The 15,920-nt window shown below is 71.1% G+C and carries 15 protein-coding genes; 9 read left to right on the top strand and 6 right to left on the bottom strand.

The features are described 5' to 3' along the window. Positions 1-101: 101 nt before the first annotated feature. Genes trxA through ACRAKF_RS26745 form a run of 3 tightly spaced genes read right to left on the bottom strand, consistent with a single transcriptional unit; the run spans position 102 to position 1,863 of the window. Complete coding sequence (gene trxA, locus ACRAKF_RS26755; RefSeq protein ID WP_447040094.1) at positions 102-434, bottom strand: thioredoxin; 333 nt, start codon at positions 432-434, stop codon at positions 102-104. A 37-nt stretch (positions 435-471) separates the two neighbouring features. Further along, the gene (locus tag ACRAKF_RS26750) at positions 472-864 is read right to left on the bottom strand and encodes a MerR family transcriptional regulator (protein ID WP_447040093.1); all 393 of its coding nucleotides are present in this window, start codon (positions 862-864) and stop codon (positions 472-474) included. Positions 865-909: 45 nt separating this feature from the next. Next, positions 910-1,863, bottom strand: coding sequence for a MerR family transcriptional regulator (locus tag ACRAKF_RS26745; protein ID WP_447040092.1), 954 nt, complete (start codon positions 1,861-1,863; stop codon positions 910-912). 156 nt (positions 1,864-2,019) lie between these two features. Between ACRAKF_RS26745 and ACRAKF_RS26740 the strand changes: the two genes are divergently transcribed. Beyond that, positions 2,020-2,817 carry an alpha/beta fold hydrolase gene (locus ACRAKF_RS26740; RefSeq protein ID WP_447040091.1) on the top strand — a complete coding sequence of 266 codons (798 nt, stop codon included), beginning with the start codon at positions 2,020-2,022 and terminating at the stop codon, positions 2,815-2,817. A gap of 20 nt (positions 2,818-2,837) precedes the next feature. On the opposite strand, the gene ACRAKF_RS26735 is transcribed toward ACRAKF_RS26740, so the two are convergent. After that, positions 2,838-3,431, bottom strand: a complete 594-nt coding sequence (locus tag ACRAKF_RS26735) for a dihydrofolate reductase family protein (protein WP_447040090.1) — start codon at positions 3,429-3,431, stop codon at positions 2,838-2,840. 221 nt (positions 3,432-3,652) lie between these two features. Continuing rightward, entirely contained in the window at positions 3,653-5,368 is a 1,716-nt protein-coding gene (locus ACRAKF_RS26730) for an MFS transporter (protein ID WP_447040089.1), read from the bottom strand. A gap of 186 nt (positions 5,369-5,554) precedes the next feature. Here ACRAKF_RS26730 and ACRAKF_RS26725 point away from each other — a divergent pair, with 186 nt between their 5' ends. Next, positions 5,555-6,145, top strand: coding sequence for a TetR/AcrR family transcriptional regulator (locus tag ACRAKF_RS26725; protein WP_447040088.1), 591 nt, complete (start codon positions 5,555-5,557; stop codon positions 6,143-6,145). A 141-nt stretch (positions 6,146-6,286) separates the two neighbouring features. Here the strand turns inward: ACRAKF_RS26725 and ACRAKF_RS26720 are convergent, their stop codons facing one another. Continuing rightward, entirely contained in the window at positions 6,287-7,690 is a 1,404-nt protein-coding gene (locus tag ACRAKF_RS26720) for a cation:dicarboxylate symporter family transporter (RefSeq protein ID WP_447040087.1), read from the bottom strand. Between the two features lie 278 nt (positions 7,691-7,968). Between ACRAKF_RS26720 and ACRAKF_RS26715 the strand changes: the two genes are divergently transcribed. The 7 genes from ACRAKF_RS26715 to ACRAKF_RS26685 all read left to right on the top strand — a co-directional run bounded on the left by ACRAKF_RS26715 (position 7,969) and on the right by ACRAKF_RS26685 (position 15,789). Next, entirely contained in the window at positions 7,969-9,780 is a 1,812-nt protein-coding gene (locus ACRAKF_RS26715) for a sensor histidine kinase (protein WP_447040086.1), read from the top strand. After that, positions 9,777-10,460 carry a response regulator gene (locus ACRAKF_RS26710; RefSeq protein ID WP_447040085.1) on the top strand — a complete coding sequence of 228 codons (684 nt, stop codon included), beginning with the start codon at positions 9,777-9,779 and terminating at the stop codon, positions 10,458-10,460. The genes ACRAKF_RS26715 and ACRAKF_RS26710 overlap by 4 nt, the downstream gene beginning before the upstream one ends. Positions 10,461-10,658: 198 nt before the next feature. Then, positions 10,659-12,020, top strand: coding sequence for an extracellular solute-binding protein (locus tag ACRAKF_RS26705; protein WP_447040084.1), 1,362 nt, complete (start codon positions 10,659-10,661; stop codon positions 12,018-12,020). Positions 12,021-12,146: 126 nt separating this feature from the next. After that, the gene (locus tag ACRAKF_RS26700) at positions 12,147-13,097 is read left to right on the top strand and encodes a carbohydrate ABC transporter permease (protein WP_447040083.1); all 951 of its coding nucleotides are present in this window, start codon (positions 12,147-12,149) and stop codon (positions 13,095-13,097) included. Then, positions 13,098-13,961, top strand: a complete 864-nt coding sequence (locus tag ACRAKF_RS26695; protein ID WP_447040082.1) for a carbohydrate ABC transporter permease — start codon at positions 13,098-13,100, stop codon at positions 13,959-13,961. It abuts the gene before it with no gap. Between the two features lie 155 nt (positions 13,962-14,116). Continuing rightward, entirely contained in the window at positions 14,117-14,767 is a 651-nt protein-coding gene (locus ACRAKF_RS26690; RefSeq protein ID WP_447040081.1) for a hypothetical protein, read from the top strand. Beyond that, entirely contained in the window at positions 14,755-15,789 is a 1,035-nt protein-coding gene (locus ACRAKF_RS26685; RefSeq protein ID WP_447040080.1) for a hypothetical protein, read from the top strand. Before ACRAKF_RS26690 ends, ACRAKF_RS26685 begins: the two co-directional genes overlap by 13 nt. Positions 15,790-15,920: the final 131 nt, after the last annotated feature.

Genomic DNA, 15,920 nt, shown 5'->3' with positions numbered 1-15,920 from the left:
AACGCCCCGGACGTCAATTCACGTCCGGGGCTTTTTCTCATGCCCTGCGGGTTCTCCGGTTCTCCGGTTCTCGGGTCCTCCCGGGTACGTCGTCGCCGCCGTCAGAGCACGTCGGCCAGGTCCGCGAGCAGCTTGCGCTTCGCCCGCGCGCCCACCATCTGCTTCACGGGCTCCCCGTCCCTGAACACGATCATGGTCGGCGCCGACAGCACCCGGTACGCGATCGCCGTCTCCGGGCTGCGGTCCACGTCCAACTGCACGATCTTCAGGCGGTCGGCCTCCTCCTCGGCCAGCTCGCTCAGGACCGGCGCCAATTGCCGGCAGGGCCCGCACCAGTCCGCCGTGAACTCCACGAGCACCGGCCGTCCCGCCTCCCGCAGCACCTCCCCCTCGAAGTCCGCGTCCGTCACCTCGGCCACACCTGCTGCCCTCACTGAGCCACACTCCTCATGTCGTCCGTCGCTTCCCTGGTCATCCGGTCAGTTCGCACCGCGGTTCGGGGCCACCGGGGGCCTCCGCCTCGGCGCGCGCGAGCTGCGCCCCGACCTGGGCGCGCACCGCCGACAACTCGCCGATCAGCGCGTCCAGTTCGGTGAGCTTGCGGCGGTACACGGCGAGCGACGCGGGACACGAGTCGCCCTCCGGGTGGCCGGAGCGCAGACACTCCACGAAGGGCCGCGTCTCCTCCAGGTCGAACCCGAAGTCCTGGAGGGTCCTGATCTGCTCCAGGAGCCGCACGTCGTCCTCGTCGTACGTGCGGTAGCCGTTGCCCGTGCGCCGGGCGGGCAGCAGCCCGCGGGACTCGTAGTAGCGCAGCGTCCGCGTGGTCGTCCCCGCACGCGCCGCGAGCTCGCCGATTCGCATGCCCCGACGGTATTCCTTGACGTGGGCGTCAAGGCCAGGAGTCCGCTACGCCGCGGCTCCGAGGGCCGCCCGCAGCCAGTCGTCGGCCGCGCCCGGTGTCGGTTCGGGCGGCCCGGTCGGCGGGCGTGTGACCTCGGCGGTGAGCTGCCAGTAGCGGTCGAGCCGGGGCTCGGCTGCGAGCGCCCGGCACAGCCCGCGGCGGAACCCGGGACTGTCGCGGGCGTTGAGGGCGGCGGCGTGGGCGGCGACGAAGCAGTCGAGCGCCTCGCCTTCGTGCGGCGCCCGTCCCACCCTGAGCTGCGCCGCCGCCAGCTCGAAGGCCTCGGGCAGGGCTTCGTAGAGCAGGCCGGGCCGGTATCCCTTGCCCGGCAGGTGCACCTCGGGCTGGTCACGGCCGCGCTCGGGGTGCCCCAGGCCGGGGCAGGGGCCCGCGACGAACTCGTGGAGCCGGGCGAAGGCGAGCACCTGCGCCGGGCTCGGGTCCTCCGGAAGCCGCGGGACCGCCTGTTCGACGACGGCGGAGACCACGCGGGCCGGCATCCGCATGGGCAGCCAGCGCCGCCAGAACCGGGCGAGCGCGGCCGTGTTCGGCGGCGTGCCCAGGGCCCCGACCAGGCGCAGCCGCTCGGCGCGCTCCTCCGGGGCGCTGTCGTGCAGCAGCCGGAGCGCGGCCTCGCGCCAGCGCAGCGCGGTGAGACGCGAGCCGACTTCGCGCAACTGCCCCTCGACGATGTCCTCCAGGGCGTCCTGCCCGTCGAGGACCCGCCCCACGTCCAGCACCGGCAGGTCCAGCGCGCGCAGGGACCGGATGAGCCGCAGCCGGTCGAGCGCGTCGGGTCCGTAGCGGCGGTGGCCGCCGCCGCTACGGGCGGCCTCGGGCAGCAGTCCGCGGTCGGAGTAGAAACGGACGGTCTTCACGGTGACGCCCGCCTTCTCGGCGAGCTGCCCGATGCTCCACAGGCCGTCCGACCCCGCGCCCGTACCCACCTCTGGACCCATCCCTGGACCCACCTCTGGACCCACCTCCGGTCCCATGCCTTGAACCTCCCTCAGGGGGAGTTCCTAGCGTACGGGCGAGCGCGGCGGGCCGACCGGCCGGACCGCGCGGACTCAGGGGCACCGCGACGAGGGGCCCGGGACGTACGAGGAGGAACCATGACGGCGTTCGTGCTGGTGTCGGGCGGTTACACGGGGGGCTGGCTCTGGCGGGACGTGGCCGCGCGGCTGCGCGGTGCGGGGGCGCGGGCGCACGCGGTGACGCTCACGGGCCTCGGCGACCGACGCCATCTGGCGGGCCCGCGGGTCGACCTGGAGACGCACATCGAGGACGTCGTCCAGGCGATCGACCACGCCGAGGCGGACGAGGTCGTCCTCGTCGGCTACTGCTACGGCATCTATCCGTCCGCGGGCGCCGCCGACCGGCGGCCCGACCGCGTCGCCCGGCTCGTCCACCTGGACTCGCCGCTGCCGCAGGACGGTTACTCCATGCTCGACCAGGTGCGCGAGCTGATGCCGCCCTCGCCGGCCCGCGAGCGGACGCTCGGGATGCCGGAGCGGGCCGAGGAAGGCTGGCGGGTCCCCGCGCCGACCCGGGCGGAGTGGCTGGAGCACGGGAACCTCGCGGGCGTCTCCCCCGAAGCCCTCGACCGGCTGGCGCGGCTGTCCTCGCCGATGCCGCTCGGCCCGTCCACGCAGAAGCTGCGGATCTCGGAGCGGGTCGCCGCGTTGCCGACGACGGGCGTCTTCTGCACCACCGGCGGTACGGCGGACATCGCCGCGCTCGAAGCGATGGTGGCGTCGGGCCTGCCCATGGTCCAGCACCTCACCGACCCGAGGGCGACCTTCTTCGAACTGGCCACCGGGCACTGGCCGATGCTGTCGGTGCCCGATGAGCTGTCCGGCGTACTGCTGAGCGCGGCGGCGGGAGAGGGCCGCCGCCTCAGCCCTGCCTGAGCGTCAGCTCTGCCTGAACGTCAGCTCTGCTTGTCGTAGGTGACGAACATCGTCCCGCTGTCGAGGAGCACGGCGTCCGTACGCGCGTAGTGCACCGGCTCGAAGGGCGTCTTCTGTGCGAACAGGGGCGTGCCCGAGCCCAGCGTCAGCGGGCCGATCTTGACGACGAGACGGTCGATCTCGTCCCGCAGCACCCCGGCCAGTTCGCCGCCGCCGCAGAGCCAGATGTCCTTGCCCTCCTCGCGCTTGAGCTCCCGCACCTTCTCGACCGGGTCGGAGGCGACGAGCTCGACGCCCGGGTCGGGGCTCGTGGTGAGGGTGCGGCTGAAGACGAGGTGCCGCAGGTGCGGGTAGCAGTTGGGCAGCCCGGCGTCCACGCCGATCATGTACGTCTTACGCCCCTCCAGGATCGTGTCGAAGTGCGTCCCCTCGGCGGTGACGCCGAGGGCCTCCCTGGCCGGGGCCGGCAGGGTCTCCGGGTACGTCTCCGCGAGGTGCTGGACGTAGTCCTGACCGACCGGCCAGAACCCGTCGGGCCCCGTGGGGTCGCCGCCGTCGGGGCCGGCGATGAACCCGTCGAGGCTGACGGCGATGAAGTAGACGAGCTTTCGCATGGGGCCCCCTCGTAACACTACGTTTGAAGTGGTGTGAACGTAGTACTTCACTTGCAGTGGTGTCAACAGCTTTCGACCCCTGCGCGGCCCGTCCCGCACCGCCAGCAGATCAGCCCGGTCGCCGTCCCCCGCTCTCTTCGCCTCTCCCGTACTCGTCGGCCCTGGTCATACGCCGACGCCCCGAGGTTACCCGGGGCGTCGGCGGTGATCCTGAGGCTGCGTCAGCGCTGCGGCTGCGGCTCGGCGGCCTTCTGTTCGGCGGCCTCGGCCGAGGGCTCCTCCGGGGTCTCCGGGGTCTCCGGAGCCGTCTCGCCCCGCCCCTTCCGCGGGAGCAGCACCGCGACCAGCACCGTCCCCACGCCGAGGATCGCCGCGCCGATCAGGCTGGTGTGGGAGACCGCGTCGGAGAAGGCGGAGCCGACCGCGTCGGCCATCTTGTGGGCCCCCTGCGTCAACTGCTCGGCCTGGCCCTTCAGCTCGGCCGCCTGCTGCTCCGAGCCGGCCTGCGCCGCCTTCTGGGCCGTGGCGCGGGCCTGGTCGCCGATGCCCTGGGCCACCGCGTAACCGGCGCCCACCGAGTCCTGCGCGGTGGACAGCGTGCCGTCGGGCAGCTTCGTACCGGAGGACTTCGCGGCGTCCGCGAGGTTCGAGGAGTACGAACTGGCGAGCACCGAGCCGAGGATGGCGATGCCGAGCGAGCCGCCCAGCTCCAGGGACGTGTCGTTGACCGCGCCGCCGACGCCCAGTTCGGACTCCGGGAAGGCGCCCATGATCGCGTCGGTGCACGGCGAGAGCGCCAGGCCGATGGCGAGGCCGAGGACGATCAGCGGGGCCACGAAGTCCCCGTACGAGGAACCGGCGTCCACCTGCGTGAGCAGCGCGAGCGCCACCGTGCCGGCGACCATGCCCGCCGTCACGGTGATCTTCATGCCGATGCGCGGCGTGAGGTAGCCGGTGAGCGCCGAGCCGACGAAGACCGCGCCCGCGAGCGGCAGCATGCGTACGCCGGTCTCCAGCGGGTTATAGCCGAGCACGAACTGCAGGTGCTGCGTGAGGTAGTAGAACGCGCCGAAGACCGCGAGGAAGAACAGCGCCACCGCCAGGTTCGAGCCCGCGAAGCGGCGGTCGAGGAAGCGGCGGACGTTCAGGATCGGGTGCGGGTGCCGCAGCTCCCAGCCGACGAAGGCCAGCAGGCCGACGCCCGCGACGACCGCCGCCGAGACCGCCTTGGCGTCCCAGCCGAAGTGCGGGCCCTGGATGATCATGTAGATCAGCGCGCCGGTCCAGACGACGGAGAGCAGTCCGCCCACGTAGTCGATCCGGTCGTGGTGCCCCGCCTTGGACGGCGGGATGAGCACGAAGGCGCCGACGATCGCGAGGACGGCCACCGGCACGTTGATCAGGAAGGTCGACGCCCAGCCGCGGCTCTCCAGGAGCGCCCCCGCGACCAGCGGGCCCGCCGCGATGGCGAGACCCGCGGTGGCGGTCCACAGCACGATGGCCTTGGCCCGCTCGGCCCGCGGGAACGTCGCCGCGAGCAGGGAGAGGGTGGCGGGCATGATCATGGCCGCGCCGAAGCCCATGACGGCGCGGGCCGCGATGACGCCCGTGGAGCTGTCGACCAGGGAGCCCGCGACCGATCCGGCGCCGAAGACGACGAGGCCGAGGACGAGCGCGCCGCGGCGGCTGTACTTGTCGCCGATGGCGCCGAGCAGCAGCATCAGCGCCGCGTACGGGACGGTGTAGCCGTCGATGACCCACTGGAGGTCGGAGCTGGAGAGGCCGAGATCCTCCGTCATGTCGGGCGCGGCGACGGTCAGCGCCGTGTTCGCCATCACGATGATCAGCAGGCTCAGGCAGAGCACCCCCAGCGCCCACCAGCGACGGCCGTACGGCTGCTTCATCTCCTCGACCGGTTGCTTCATGACCAGCGCCACTGAAGCCTCACCCCTTCTGACCCAGTTCCCCGTGCGTGTCCGTTCGTCGATGCGCCGCTTGCACAGCACTGTGCAAATACACACCACTGTGCAAGTTACGGCACTGCACAGTGGTGTGCAAAATCGGTGCGGGACGGCGAGGACGATGGGGACGACGGGCCCGTGGGCGCGTGCAGAATGGAGGCCATGAGCCGAGCCGACGCCAACCGCCGCCGCATCCTGGAGGTGGCCCTCGCCGAGCTCCTCCGCGACCCGGAGGCGTCGATGGACCAGATCGCGCGGGCCGCGGGCGTCGTGCGCCGGACCGTGTACGGCCACTTCCCCAGCAGGGAAGCGCTGATCGGCGCGCTCATCGACGGCGCCGCGGAGGCCGTCGCCGCGGCGCACGCCTCGGGCCGGGCGCGGTCGGACGACCCCGCGGAGTCGCTCGCGCACTCCATGGTCGCCGTCTGGGAGATCGCCGACGGCTACCGCCTGCTGATCGCCCTCGCGCAGCGCAGCGTCGCGATGGAGGGCATCAGGCAGCGCCTCGCCCCGGTGCGCGAGCAGTGCGTGAGCGTGCTGCGGAAGGGCCTCGACGACGGATCGTTCACCTCGTCGCTGCCGCCCGCCGCCCTGTCGTACGTCCATGAACAGCAGCTCTTCGGCCTGATGGAGGCCGTCAACGACGGCCTCCTGGCCCCCGGCGACGCGGGCAGGGCCGCCGCGTCGACGGCCCTGCTCTCGGCGGGCGTCCCCGCGGAACGGGTCCGCGAGATCATCGCGAACCTGCTGTAACGCGGACCGCTCCGCCCCCGGACACCCCCACGCGGGGCACTGCCCCGGAAACACCGACGCGGGGCGCCGCCCGCGACGCGGCAGCTTGTTGGCTGCTGTGTCGCGGGCGGCGCCCCGCGGTGATCCGGGTACGGGTGTTGGTTACACCTTCGCGGGCTCCTTGCCGGCCTCGCCCCGCGGCTCCGGCGCCACGGCGGCCTCGGTCGCGGCCGTGGGCTCGGGTCCGTGTCCGTCGTCGATGAGCGTCCGCTCGTCGAAGGGCAGCCGGCCCGCGAGGACCTCCGTGACCCGCTCCTTGTCGACTTCCTTGGTCCACGTGCCGATCAGCAGCGTGGCCACCGCGTTGCCCGCGAAGTTCGTGAGGGCGCGGGCCTCGCTCATGAAGCGGTCGACGCCGATGATCAGGCCGACACCGTCGACGAGGGCGGGCTTGTGCGACTGGAGGCCGCTCGCGAGGACCGCGATGCCCGAGCCGGAGACGCCCGCCGCGCCCTTGGAGGCGATCATCATGAAGAGCAGCAGCGAGATCTGCTCACCGATGCCGAGCGGCTGGTCCATGGCGTCGGCGATGAAGAGCGAGGCCATGGTCAGGTAGATCATGGTGCCGTCGAGGTTGAAGGAGTAGCCGGTCGGGACGGTGATGCCGACGACCGGACGGCTGACCCCGAGGTGCTCCATCTTCGCGATGAGCCGCGGCAGCGCGGACTCGGAGGAGGAGGTGGAGAGGATCAGCAGGAACTCGCGGCCCAGGTACTTGAGCAGCTTGAAGAGGTTGACCCCGGTCACGACCCTGACCAGCGTGCCGAGCACGACCACGATGAACAGCGCGCAGGTGACGTAGAACCCGATCATGATCGTGGCGAGCGCCTTCAGCGCGTCCACGCCGGTCTCGCCGATGACGGCGGCCATCGCGCCGAACGCGCCGATCGGGGCGGCCCACATGATCATGCCCAGTACGCGGAAGACCAGCTTCTGGATGTGCTCGACGCCGCGCAGGACGGGCTCGCCCGAGCGCCCCATGGCCTGCAACGCGAAGCCCACGAGCAGCGCCACGAGCAGCGTCTGGAGCACCTCGCCCTCGGTGAAGGCGGAGACGAGCGTCTTGGGGATGATGCCGAGCGCGAAGTCGACGAGGCCCTCGTTGGCCTCGTCGGCGGCGGTGTGGCCCGCCCCCTTCACCGACTCGGTGAGGTCCATGCCCGAACCCGGGTGCAGGATGTTGCCGACGATGAGGCCGATGGCGAGCGCGACGACGGACATCGCCATGAAGTAGGCGAGGGCGAGCCCGCCGACCTTGCCGACCTTGGCGGCCTTGCGGACCGAGCCGACGCCGAGCACGATCGTGCAGAAGATGATCGGGGAGATCATCATCTTGATCAGGTTCACGAAGCCGGTGCCGACCGGCTTGAGCTCCTTGGCGAAGTCCGGCCAGATGAAGCCGACGGCGATGCCGAGCAGCACGGCGCCGATGACGGCGATGTAGAGGTAATGCGTGCGGTCCCGCTTGGCCGCGGGTGCCTTCTGCGGGTCGGCCGTGCTGGTCACGGGGGCCCTCCTTGAACGACGACGTCGGCGTTGTGGTGCCTGGTGGCGCCTGCAGTGCGTGCGGCTCACGTCCTGGGCGGTGTACCTCGGCGATGCCCGCACCGATGTCTCATCGGTGTCCTGGGGATCCCGGCGACTATCTCCCGCCCTGCGCGGACGGTCACGCTTGCGTTCATTTAGTTCGCGCTTATACGACCACCGGTTCACTTATGCACCGCCCGCCCCGCGCGGTGTGCCGCGCCGATACGATCACTTGTACGAAGAGGCAGACTTGCACCATGTCCCCCACCCGTCCGACCGGCCGCAGCCGCCTTCCGCGCAGCCTGGCGGGCCAGCTCTTCGCCATGCAGATCGTGCTGGTGACCGCCGTGGTCGCGGGGTGCGCGCTCTTCACGTATCTGAGCGACAAGCACCAGGCGGAGGAGGGTGCGCGCAACCAGGCCACCGCGGCGGCGCGCGCGGTCGCCGACTCACCTTCCGTACGGGAGGCCATCGGCGGCCGTGACCCGTCGGCGCTGCTCCAGCCGTACGCGGCCCGGGTGCAGCGGCACACCGGCGTCGACTTCGTCACGATCATGGACCCGCGGGGCATCCGCTGGACCCACCCCGACGAGCGGCGCATCGGCGAGCACTTCCTCGGGCACACGGCGGAGGCGGTGCGGGGAAAGACCTTCTCGGAGACGTACACGGGGACGCTCGGCCCGTCCGTGCGGGTGGTCACGCCGATCTGGTCGGGCGAGGCGGGCAAGACCGACGAGACCGACGAGGCCGGTGAACGGCGGGTCATCGGGCTCGTCAGCGCGGGCATCACCATCGAGGAGATCACCGCCAAGGCGCGCGGCCAGCTCCTCGCGCTGCTCGGTGTCGCGGCGGCGGCGCTCGTCATCGGCGGCATCGGTACGTACGTCATCAACGCCCGGCTGCGGCGCAGCACGCACGGCATGAACGCCGCCGAGCTGAGCCGCATGCACGACTACCACGAGGCGGCGCTGCACGCGGTGCGTGAGGGGCTGCTGATGCTGGACGGGCAGCGGCGGGTCGCCCTCATCAACGACGGCGGCCGGGAGCTGCTCGGTGTCCGGGGCGACCCCATCGGGCGCAACGTCGCGGAGCTGGGGCTGCCCGTGCCGCTCACGGGGGCGCTCCTCGCCGCCGAGCAGCGGGTGGACGAGCTGCATCTGACCGCCGACCGCCTGGTCGTCGTCAACACCTCGCCCGTGACGGGCGGCGAACGCCGGGGGACCGTGGTGACCCTGCGCGACCACACGGAGCTCCAGGCCCTGGCGGGCGAGCTGGACTCGGAGCGCGGCTTCACGCGGGCGCTGCGTTCGCAGGCCCACGAGGCCGCCAACCGTCTGCACACGGTGGTGTCCCTCATCGAGCTGGGCCGCGCGGACGAGGCCGTCGACTTCGCCACCGCCGAGCTGGAGCTGGCGCAGGCGCTGACCGATCAGGTGGTGGCCGCGGTGAGCGAACCGGTCCTCGCGGCGCTGCTCCTCGGCAAGGCCGCGCAGGCCAACGAGCGCGGCGTCGAACTCGTCGTCTCCGACGACAGCAGCATCGACGACGGCATGCTCCCGGCGGGGCTCTCCGCCCGTGACCTGGTCACCATCCTCGGCAACCTCATCGACAACGCGGTCGACGCGGCGCAGGGTTCACTGTCGGCCCGCGTCACGGCGACGGCCCGCGCCGACGGCTCCGCCCTCCTCCTGCGCGTCTCCGACACGGGCCCCGGGGTGGGACCGGCCGAACGGGAGACGGTCTTCGAACGCGGCTGGTCGACCAAGGCGGCGACGGGCCGCGGCCTGGGCCTGGCGCTGGTCCGCCAGACGGTGGCGAGGAACGGCGGGCACCTGACGGTACGGGAGTCCGCCGAGGGCGGAGCGGAGTTCGAGGTGACGCTGCGGACGCCTGGCGCGGGCGCCTCCGCGACCGGCCGGCACCCCTCGGACGCCACGGAGAAGCCCCCCGGACCGAGCACAGCCCGCGGAAACGGAGACACGCAGAACCCGATGAAAGCAAACGAAGCCACCCCGCCCGAGGCCGAGCCCGAGGCCGACAGCAGCCGTAGACGCGGGGGTAGGGCGTGATTCGGGTTCTCGTCGTCGAAGACGACCCCGTGGCCGCTGACGCGCACGTGCTCTACGTCAACCGTGTGCCCGGCTTCGAAGCCATCGAGCGGCCCGCCCACTCCGCCGCCGAGGCCCGCCGCACCCTCGAACGCACGCACGTGGACCTGATCCTCCTCGACCTGCACCTGCCCGACGGGCACGGGCTCCAGCTCGCCCGCTCCCTGCGGGCCACCGGGCACCCCACGGACGTCATCGCGGTGACGTCGGCGCGTGACCTCGCCGTGGTCCGCGAGGGCGTGTCCCTCGGCGTCGTCCAGTACGTCCTGAAGCCCTTCACCTTCGCCACCCTCCGCGACCGCCTCACCCGCTACGCGGAGTTCCGCACGGCCGCCGCCGAGGGCGAGGCCACCGGCCAGGACGAGGTGGACCGCGCCCTCGCCACGCTGCGCGCACCCGGCCCCGCCGCCCTGCCGAAGGGGCTCAGCGGCCCCACCCTGGAGCGCGTCATCCGCACGCTGCGCGACGCCCCCGGCGGCCTGACCGCCACCGCCGCGGCCGAGACCGCCGGGCTCTCCCGCATCACCGCCCGCCGCTACCTGGAGCACCTGGTCGCCACCGCGCGCGCCGCCCGAAGCCCCCTGTACGGCCACGTCGGACGCCCCGAACTGGTGTACCGCTGGCTCACCTCCACCGAGTGAACTCACGGCCGCGCCGCGCCTTTCCCACCCCGGGCACCTCACCGACGTACGCCTGACAACAACGTTGTCACGTCGGTGACGGGCCACGGCTCCAAGCGGCCGCACAGGCATTGACCTTGCTCGGAGCACGCCCTTACGTTCACCGGGCAGAGCCCCGCGCGGCGACCCGGCCGCGTCGGCCCGTAGGAGGTCGTGCCCGTGCGCCCCACCCACCGCCCACTGCTCCTCGCCGCCGCCACCCTGCTCACCGCCGGCACCCTCTCCGCGTGCGGCGGCGGCTCCGGCGACGACCCCGACACCGTGAAGATCTCGTTCAAGCAGTCCACGGACAACGAGATCAGGGTCATGGACACCTATCTCGCGGACATCAAGAAGCAGTTCGAGAAGGCCAACCCCGGCAAGAAGGTCAAGCTGGTGCCGATCAAGGCGCCGGACTCCGAGTACTACACCAAGCTCCAGCAGATGTTGCGCTCCCCCAAGACCGCGCCCGACCTGGTGTACGAGGACACGTTCCTCATCAATTCGGACATCACCAGCGGGTACTTGAAGCCCCTCGATCCCTACCTGGCCAAGTGGAAGGACTGGGACCAGTTCATCGACACGGCCAAGACGGCGGCGAAGGCGGCCGACGGCAAGACGTACGGGGTGCCGGACGGCACGGACACGCGCGGCCTCTGGTTCAGCAAGACCATCTTCGAGAAGGCGGGGCTCCCGGCCGACTGGCAGCCGAAGAACTGGGCCGAGGTCCTGGAAGCGGCCCGCACCATCAAGAAGAAGGTCCCCGGAGTCACCCCCCTCAACGTCTACACCGGCAAGCCGGCCGGCGAGGCCGCGTCCATGCAGGGCTTCGAGATGCTGGCGTACGGCACGGGCAAGGACCCGCTGTACGACCCCGGGGCGAAGAAGTGGGTGACCGGCAGCAAGGGCTTCAAGGACTCCCTCGCCTTCGTGGAGACCGTCTACAAGGAGAAGCTCGGCCCCGACGTCTCGGACGCCCTCGACCCCAACTTCGCCACCCGCGTCCGCGGTGAACTGCTGCCCGAGGACAAGCTCGGCATCAACCTCGACGGCTCCTGGCTGCCGCAGGACTGGGGCAAGGGCGCGGGCCACGAGTGGCCCGAGTGGTCGAAGAAGCTGGGCCTCGCGCACATGCCGACGCAGCACGGCCAGGCCCCGGGCAAGGTGAGCATGTCCGGCGGCTGGACCTGGGCGATCCCCTCCAAGGCGGACAACCCCGACCTGGCCTTCACGTTCATCGAGACCATGCAGACGAAGGCCAACGCCAAGAAGTGGTACGTGGCCAACTCCGGCATCGCGGTCCGCGAGGACGTCGCGGACGACCCCGCGTACGTGAAGGCGCAGCCCGGCATCAAGTTCTTCACCGACCTGGTCGCCTCGACGCACTACCGGCCGGCGTATCCCGCGTATCCGAAGGTTTCCACCGCCATCCAGGAGGCGATGGAGTCGGTGACGACCGGCGACGCCTCGGTGGCCGAGGCGGCGAGCGGCTACGACGAAGAGGTCGACTCGGCCACGGACGGCGAGGTCATCAAGAAGTAAGGCGCCGCCCGCAAACGGAACGGCGCCGCCCGACCGAAGCGGCGCCGCCCCGGACCAGGACGGCGCCGCCCGGTGCGTGTGCCCCGATGCCGATGAGTGCCGGTACGAGAGAGTGAGTGCCCGTACGTGACTACCGCGCCCCCCGCGGGCCCCGGCGACGTCGTCAAGACGTCACGGGGCCCTGACCTCCCGCCGCCCGCCCGCCGCACGGCCGCCCGCGCCCGGCGGGGCCTGTTCCGGGCCCTGCCCGTCTCCCCCGCCGTCGTCCTCCTGGTGCTGTTCCTGGCCGGGCCGATCGGCTACTGCGGGTACATCGCCTTCACCGACCTCCAGTTGACCGGCCAGGCCGAGTCCAGCTTCATCGGGTTCGACAACTTCCGCGAGGCGTTCGGCGACGAACGGTTCCTCAACGCCGTCTGGCTCACCCTCGTCTTCACCGTCCTGTCCTCCCTGATCGGCCAGAACACCCTCGGCCTCGCCCTGGCCTCCCTCATGCAGCGCGCGTCGAAGCCGGTCCGCACGGTCACCGGCGCCGTCGTCATCACGGCCTGGGTCCTGCCGGAGGTGGTCGCGGGCTTCCTGCTGTACGCGTTCTTCCGCCGCGAGGGCACCTTGAACGCGGTCCTCGACTTCCTCCACCTCCCCGCCCAGAACTGGTTGTTCACGCTCCCGATCCTGGCGGTCTCGTTCGCCAACGTCTGGCGGGGCACGGCCTTCTCGATGCTCGTCTACTCGGCGGCGCTCAACGAGATCCCCAAAGAGATCACCGAGGCCGCGGAGGTCGACGGCGCGGGCGGCTGGCGCCGCATGTGGCACATCACGCTGCCGATGATCCGCCGCTCGATCGGCACGAACCTCATGCTCAACACCCTCCAGACGCTCTCCGTCTTCGGCCTGATCTGGGTGATGACGCGCGGCGGCCCCGGTAACCGCAGCCAGACGCTGCCGCTCTTCATGTACGAGCAGGCCTTCCAGAAGAGCATGATCGGCTACGGCACCGCCGTGGCCCTGCTCCTCCTCGTGGTCGGCTCGCTCTTCTCCCTCGTCTACATGCGCCTGCTGCGTACGGAGGTCTGAGTGTCCGCCATCAAGACCACCAGGGCCCCGCGCACCCCGCGCTCGCGCCGTGCGAAGCACCGCCTCGCGGCCGACGCGGGGCTCCTCGTCGTGGCGGGCGCGTTCGTGCTCCCGCTGGCCTGGGTCGTCCTGTCCTCGTTCGACCCGAAGGCGGACCTGCGCGTACGGCTCCCGGACAGCCTGACCCTGGACAACTACGACAAGGTCCTCACCCCGGAGATCACCTTCACCCCGCTCCTGAACAGCTTCCTGCTCTGCGGCGGCGGCACCCTGCTCACGGTGGTCTGCGCGGCCCTCGCCGCCTATCCCCTCTCCCGCTACCGGTCCCGCCTCAACCGCCCCTTCATGCTGACGATCCTCTTCGCGACGAGCCTGCCGATCACCGCGATCATGGTCCCGGTGTACGCGCTGTTCGTGCAGGTCGACCTGATCGACACCATGCAGGGCACGATCTTCTTCTTCGCCGCGTCCCAACTCCCGTTCGCCATCTGGCTGATGAAGAACTTCATGGACGGCGTGCCGAAGGAGCTGGAGGAGGCGGCGTGGACGGACGGCGCGTCGTCCTTCCAGTCGCTGCTCCGGATCGTCCTGCCGCTGATGGGCCCCGGGGTGGCGGTGGTGACCGTCTTCTCCTTCGTCATGATGTGGGGCAACTTCTTCGTCCCCTTCATGCTCCTGCTCACCCCGGAACAGATGCCGGCGTCGGTCAGCATCAACGACTTCTTCGGCAACAAGGGCACCGTGGTCTACGGCCAGCTCGCCGCGTTCTCCATCCTGTACTCGACGCCGGTGATCCTCTTGTACGTCCTGATCTCGCGGCGCCTGGGCGGCGGCTTCGCGCTCGGCGGCGCGGTGAAGGGCTGAACCAGCTCTGGCGCCGGACACGGAACTGTGACACGACTTCGCGGCGATACGTCCCCCACACCCCTTTCGTACGCACACATCTCCCTGGTACCGGCTCCTGGACGGCACTAGCGTGCGAGACCCACGACCCCTCGCCCACTTGCCAGGAGCTGACAGTGAACCGCCCCTTCCGCCTCGCGACGGCCGCGCTCACCGCGTCCGCGGCCCTGCTGCTGACGTCCTGCGGCAACGACGACAAGCCGAAGGACGACAAGATCGCGGGAGCGGAGCAGGCGGGCGGCGGTGACGAGAAGTCGGCCCCGCCGAGCGGGCCGGCGCCGGTGGCGGACCGGCCGGAGATCGAGCTGCCGTCGGACGTCTCCTTCACCTTCGACTGGGCGAAGACGGGCGACAAGGCGAAGGACGCCGTGCTGGCGGACAGGGAGCAGGCGATCCAGGCCGTCGACATGGCCATCGCCGAGAAGTCCCCGGCCCACAAGGCGCTGCGCTTCTACTACGAGGGCGAGGCCGCGGCCAACGCGCAGAAGTACGTCGAGGAATACGTGAAGGCCGAGGCCCGCACGACCGGCGCCTACCGCTACTACGAAGCGGCCGTCACGGCGGACGGCGACAGCGCGGGCCTCACGTACTGCGAGGACCAGAGCAAGGCCTACGACAAGTACCTCAAGAAGGACAAGGTCGACAAGGGACCTGCCACGAAGAACAGCTACGTGCTCTACGCCGCCCGGCTCAGCAAGAACAAGGCGGGCGTCTGGGTGACCACGAAGCTGACCGCGGATCGGGGGAGCGACAAATGCCGGCCATGACGTACAGGTCGATGGCGCTGATGGCCGCCGCGGCCATGACCGGGGTGGCCCTGTCGGCCACGCCGGCCGCCGCCGAGAAGGGCATCGGCGGCGGAACCGGGGCGGCGCCCGCGCCGGAGGTGTCGGGCGGCCAGGAGGGCGGCTCCCTCCTCGCCACAGCGGGCGGCATCAGCTACGACGACTCCAAGAACGGCGCCGGTCCCAAGGCCGGCGCCCTCGCCCCCACCGGCACCTACGCCCCGCCGCCCTGCTGGTACGGCCCCGCCTACACCCCCGCCCAGTTCAAGAAGGAGCGTGAGGCGGTCTGGGGGGCGGAGTCCACGGGGGCCCAGTGGGATCTGGAGCAGCGCAAGCGGTACGTCGACGGGGAACCGTACAAGAACTTCAACCTCGACAAGGCCGGCAAGGGCTACTGGTGGCACGGGTACGCCAACAAGGACTTCCCGCCCGGCTGGGACCAGTGCGACGAGGAAACGTTCTGGGTCGACAAGGACGAGCCGCCGCCCGCCGGTCTCCCCGTCATCGACGCGGAGATGCTCGCGAAGCTCGCGTACGCCAGGATCCGCGTACCCGGCACGAAGGTGTCGCTGGCCCCCGAGGCCGAGACCAAGGTGAACCTGCCCACCTGGGCGTGGCTGGACGGCGCGGAGTTCAAGCCGGTGTCGGTCACGGCCAGGGTCCAGGTCCTCGGCATCGAGGCGACGACGACCGCCGAACCGGTCTCCCTCAAGATCGACCCCGGCACGGCGGACGCCGAGACGTACCCCGCGGACGGCGTCTGCGAGATCGTGGACGGCAGGATCGGGCGGCCCTACACCAAGGGCAGCTCCCAGGAGGAACCGCCGTGCGGGGTGAAGTACCTGCGGTCCTCGGGAGACGGTTCGTACCCGCTGAAGGCGACGGTCACCTGGAAGATCCACTGGACGGGCACCGGCGTGGACGGTGAACAGCGGCTGCCCGACGGCGAGTTCGGCGCCGAGCAGGACGTGGTCGTCCAGGAGATCCAGGCCATCAACCGCTGAAGGCCTCCCTCCGGCCGGGATCGGCACGGTGGACGAAAGGTTCGAACCGTGGCGAAGGGGCCGGTACCTTCCCACCGATCCGCAACCTCGTAGGAACACACCGTAGTCGCGGGCTCTCCCGGCGCTTACCG

The sequence above is a fragment of the Streptomyces sp. DSM 118878 genome (genome assembly GCF_052936595.1).
This window is presented reverse-complemented; position numbering and strand designations above follow the sequence as displayed.

Excerpts from the sequence above, each read along its gene's own strand:
- ACRAKF_RS26750 (WP_447040093.1), bottom strand. The coding sequence starts at position 864 with ATGCGAATCGGCGAGCTCGCGGCGCGTGCGGGGACGACCACGCGGACG.
- ACRAKF_RS26745 (WP_447040092.1), bottom strand. The coding sequence starts at position 1,863 with ATGGGTCCAGAGGTGGGTACGGGCGCGGGGTCGGACGGCCTGTGGAGC.
- ACRAKF_RS26740 (WP_447040091.1), top strand. The coding sequence starts at position 2,020 with ATGACGGCGTTCGTGCTGGTGTCGGGCGGTTACACGGGGGGCTGGCTC.
- ACRAKF_RS26735 (WP_447040090.1), bottom strand. The coding sequence starts at position 3,431 with ATGCGAAAGCTCGTCTACTTCATCGCCGTCAGCCTCGACGGGTTCATC.
- ACRAKF_RS26725 (WP_447040088.1), top strand. The coding sequence starts at position 5,555 with ATGAGCCGAGCCGACGCCAACCGCCGCCGCATCCTGGAGGTGGCCCTC.
- ACRAKF_RS26715 (WP_447040086.1), top strand. The coding sequence starts at position 7,969 with ATGTCCCCCACCCGTCCGACCGGCCGCAGCCGCCTTCCGCGCAGCCTG.
- ACRAKF_RS26685 (WP_447040080.1), top strand. The coding sequence starts at position 14,755 with ATGCCGGCCATGACGTACAGGTCGATGGCGCTGATGGCCGCCGCGGCC.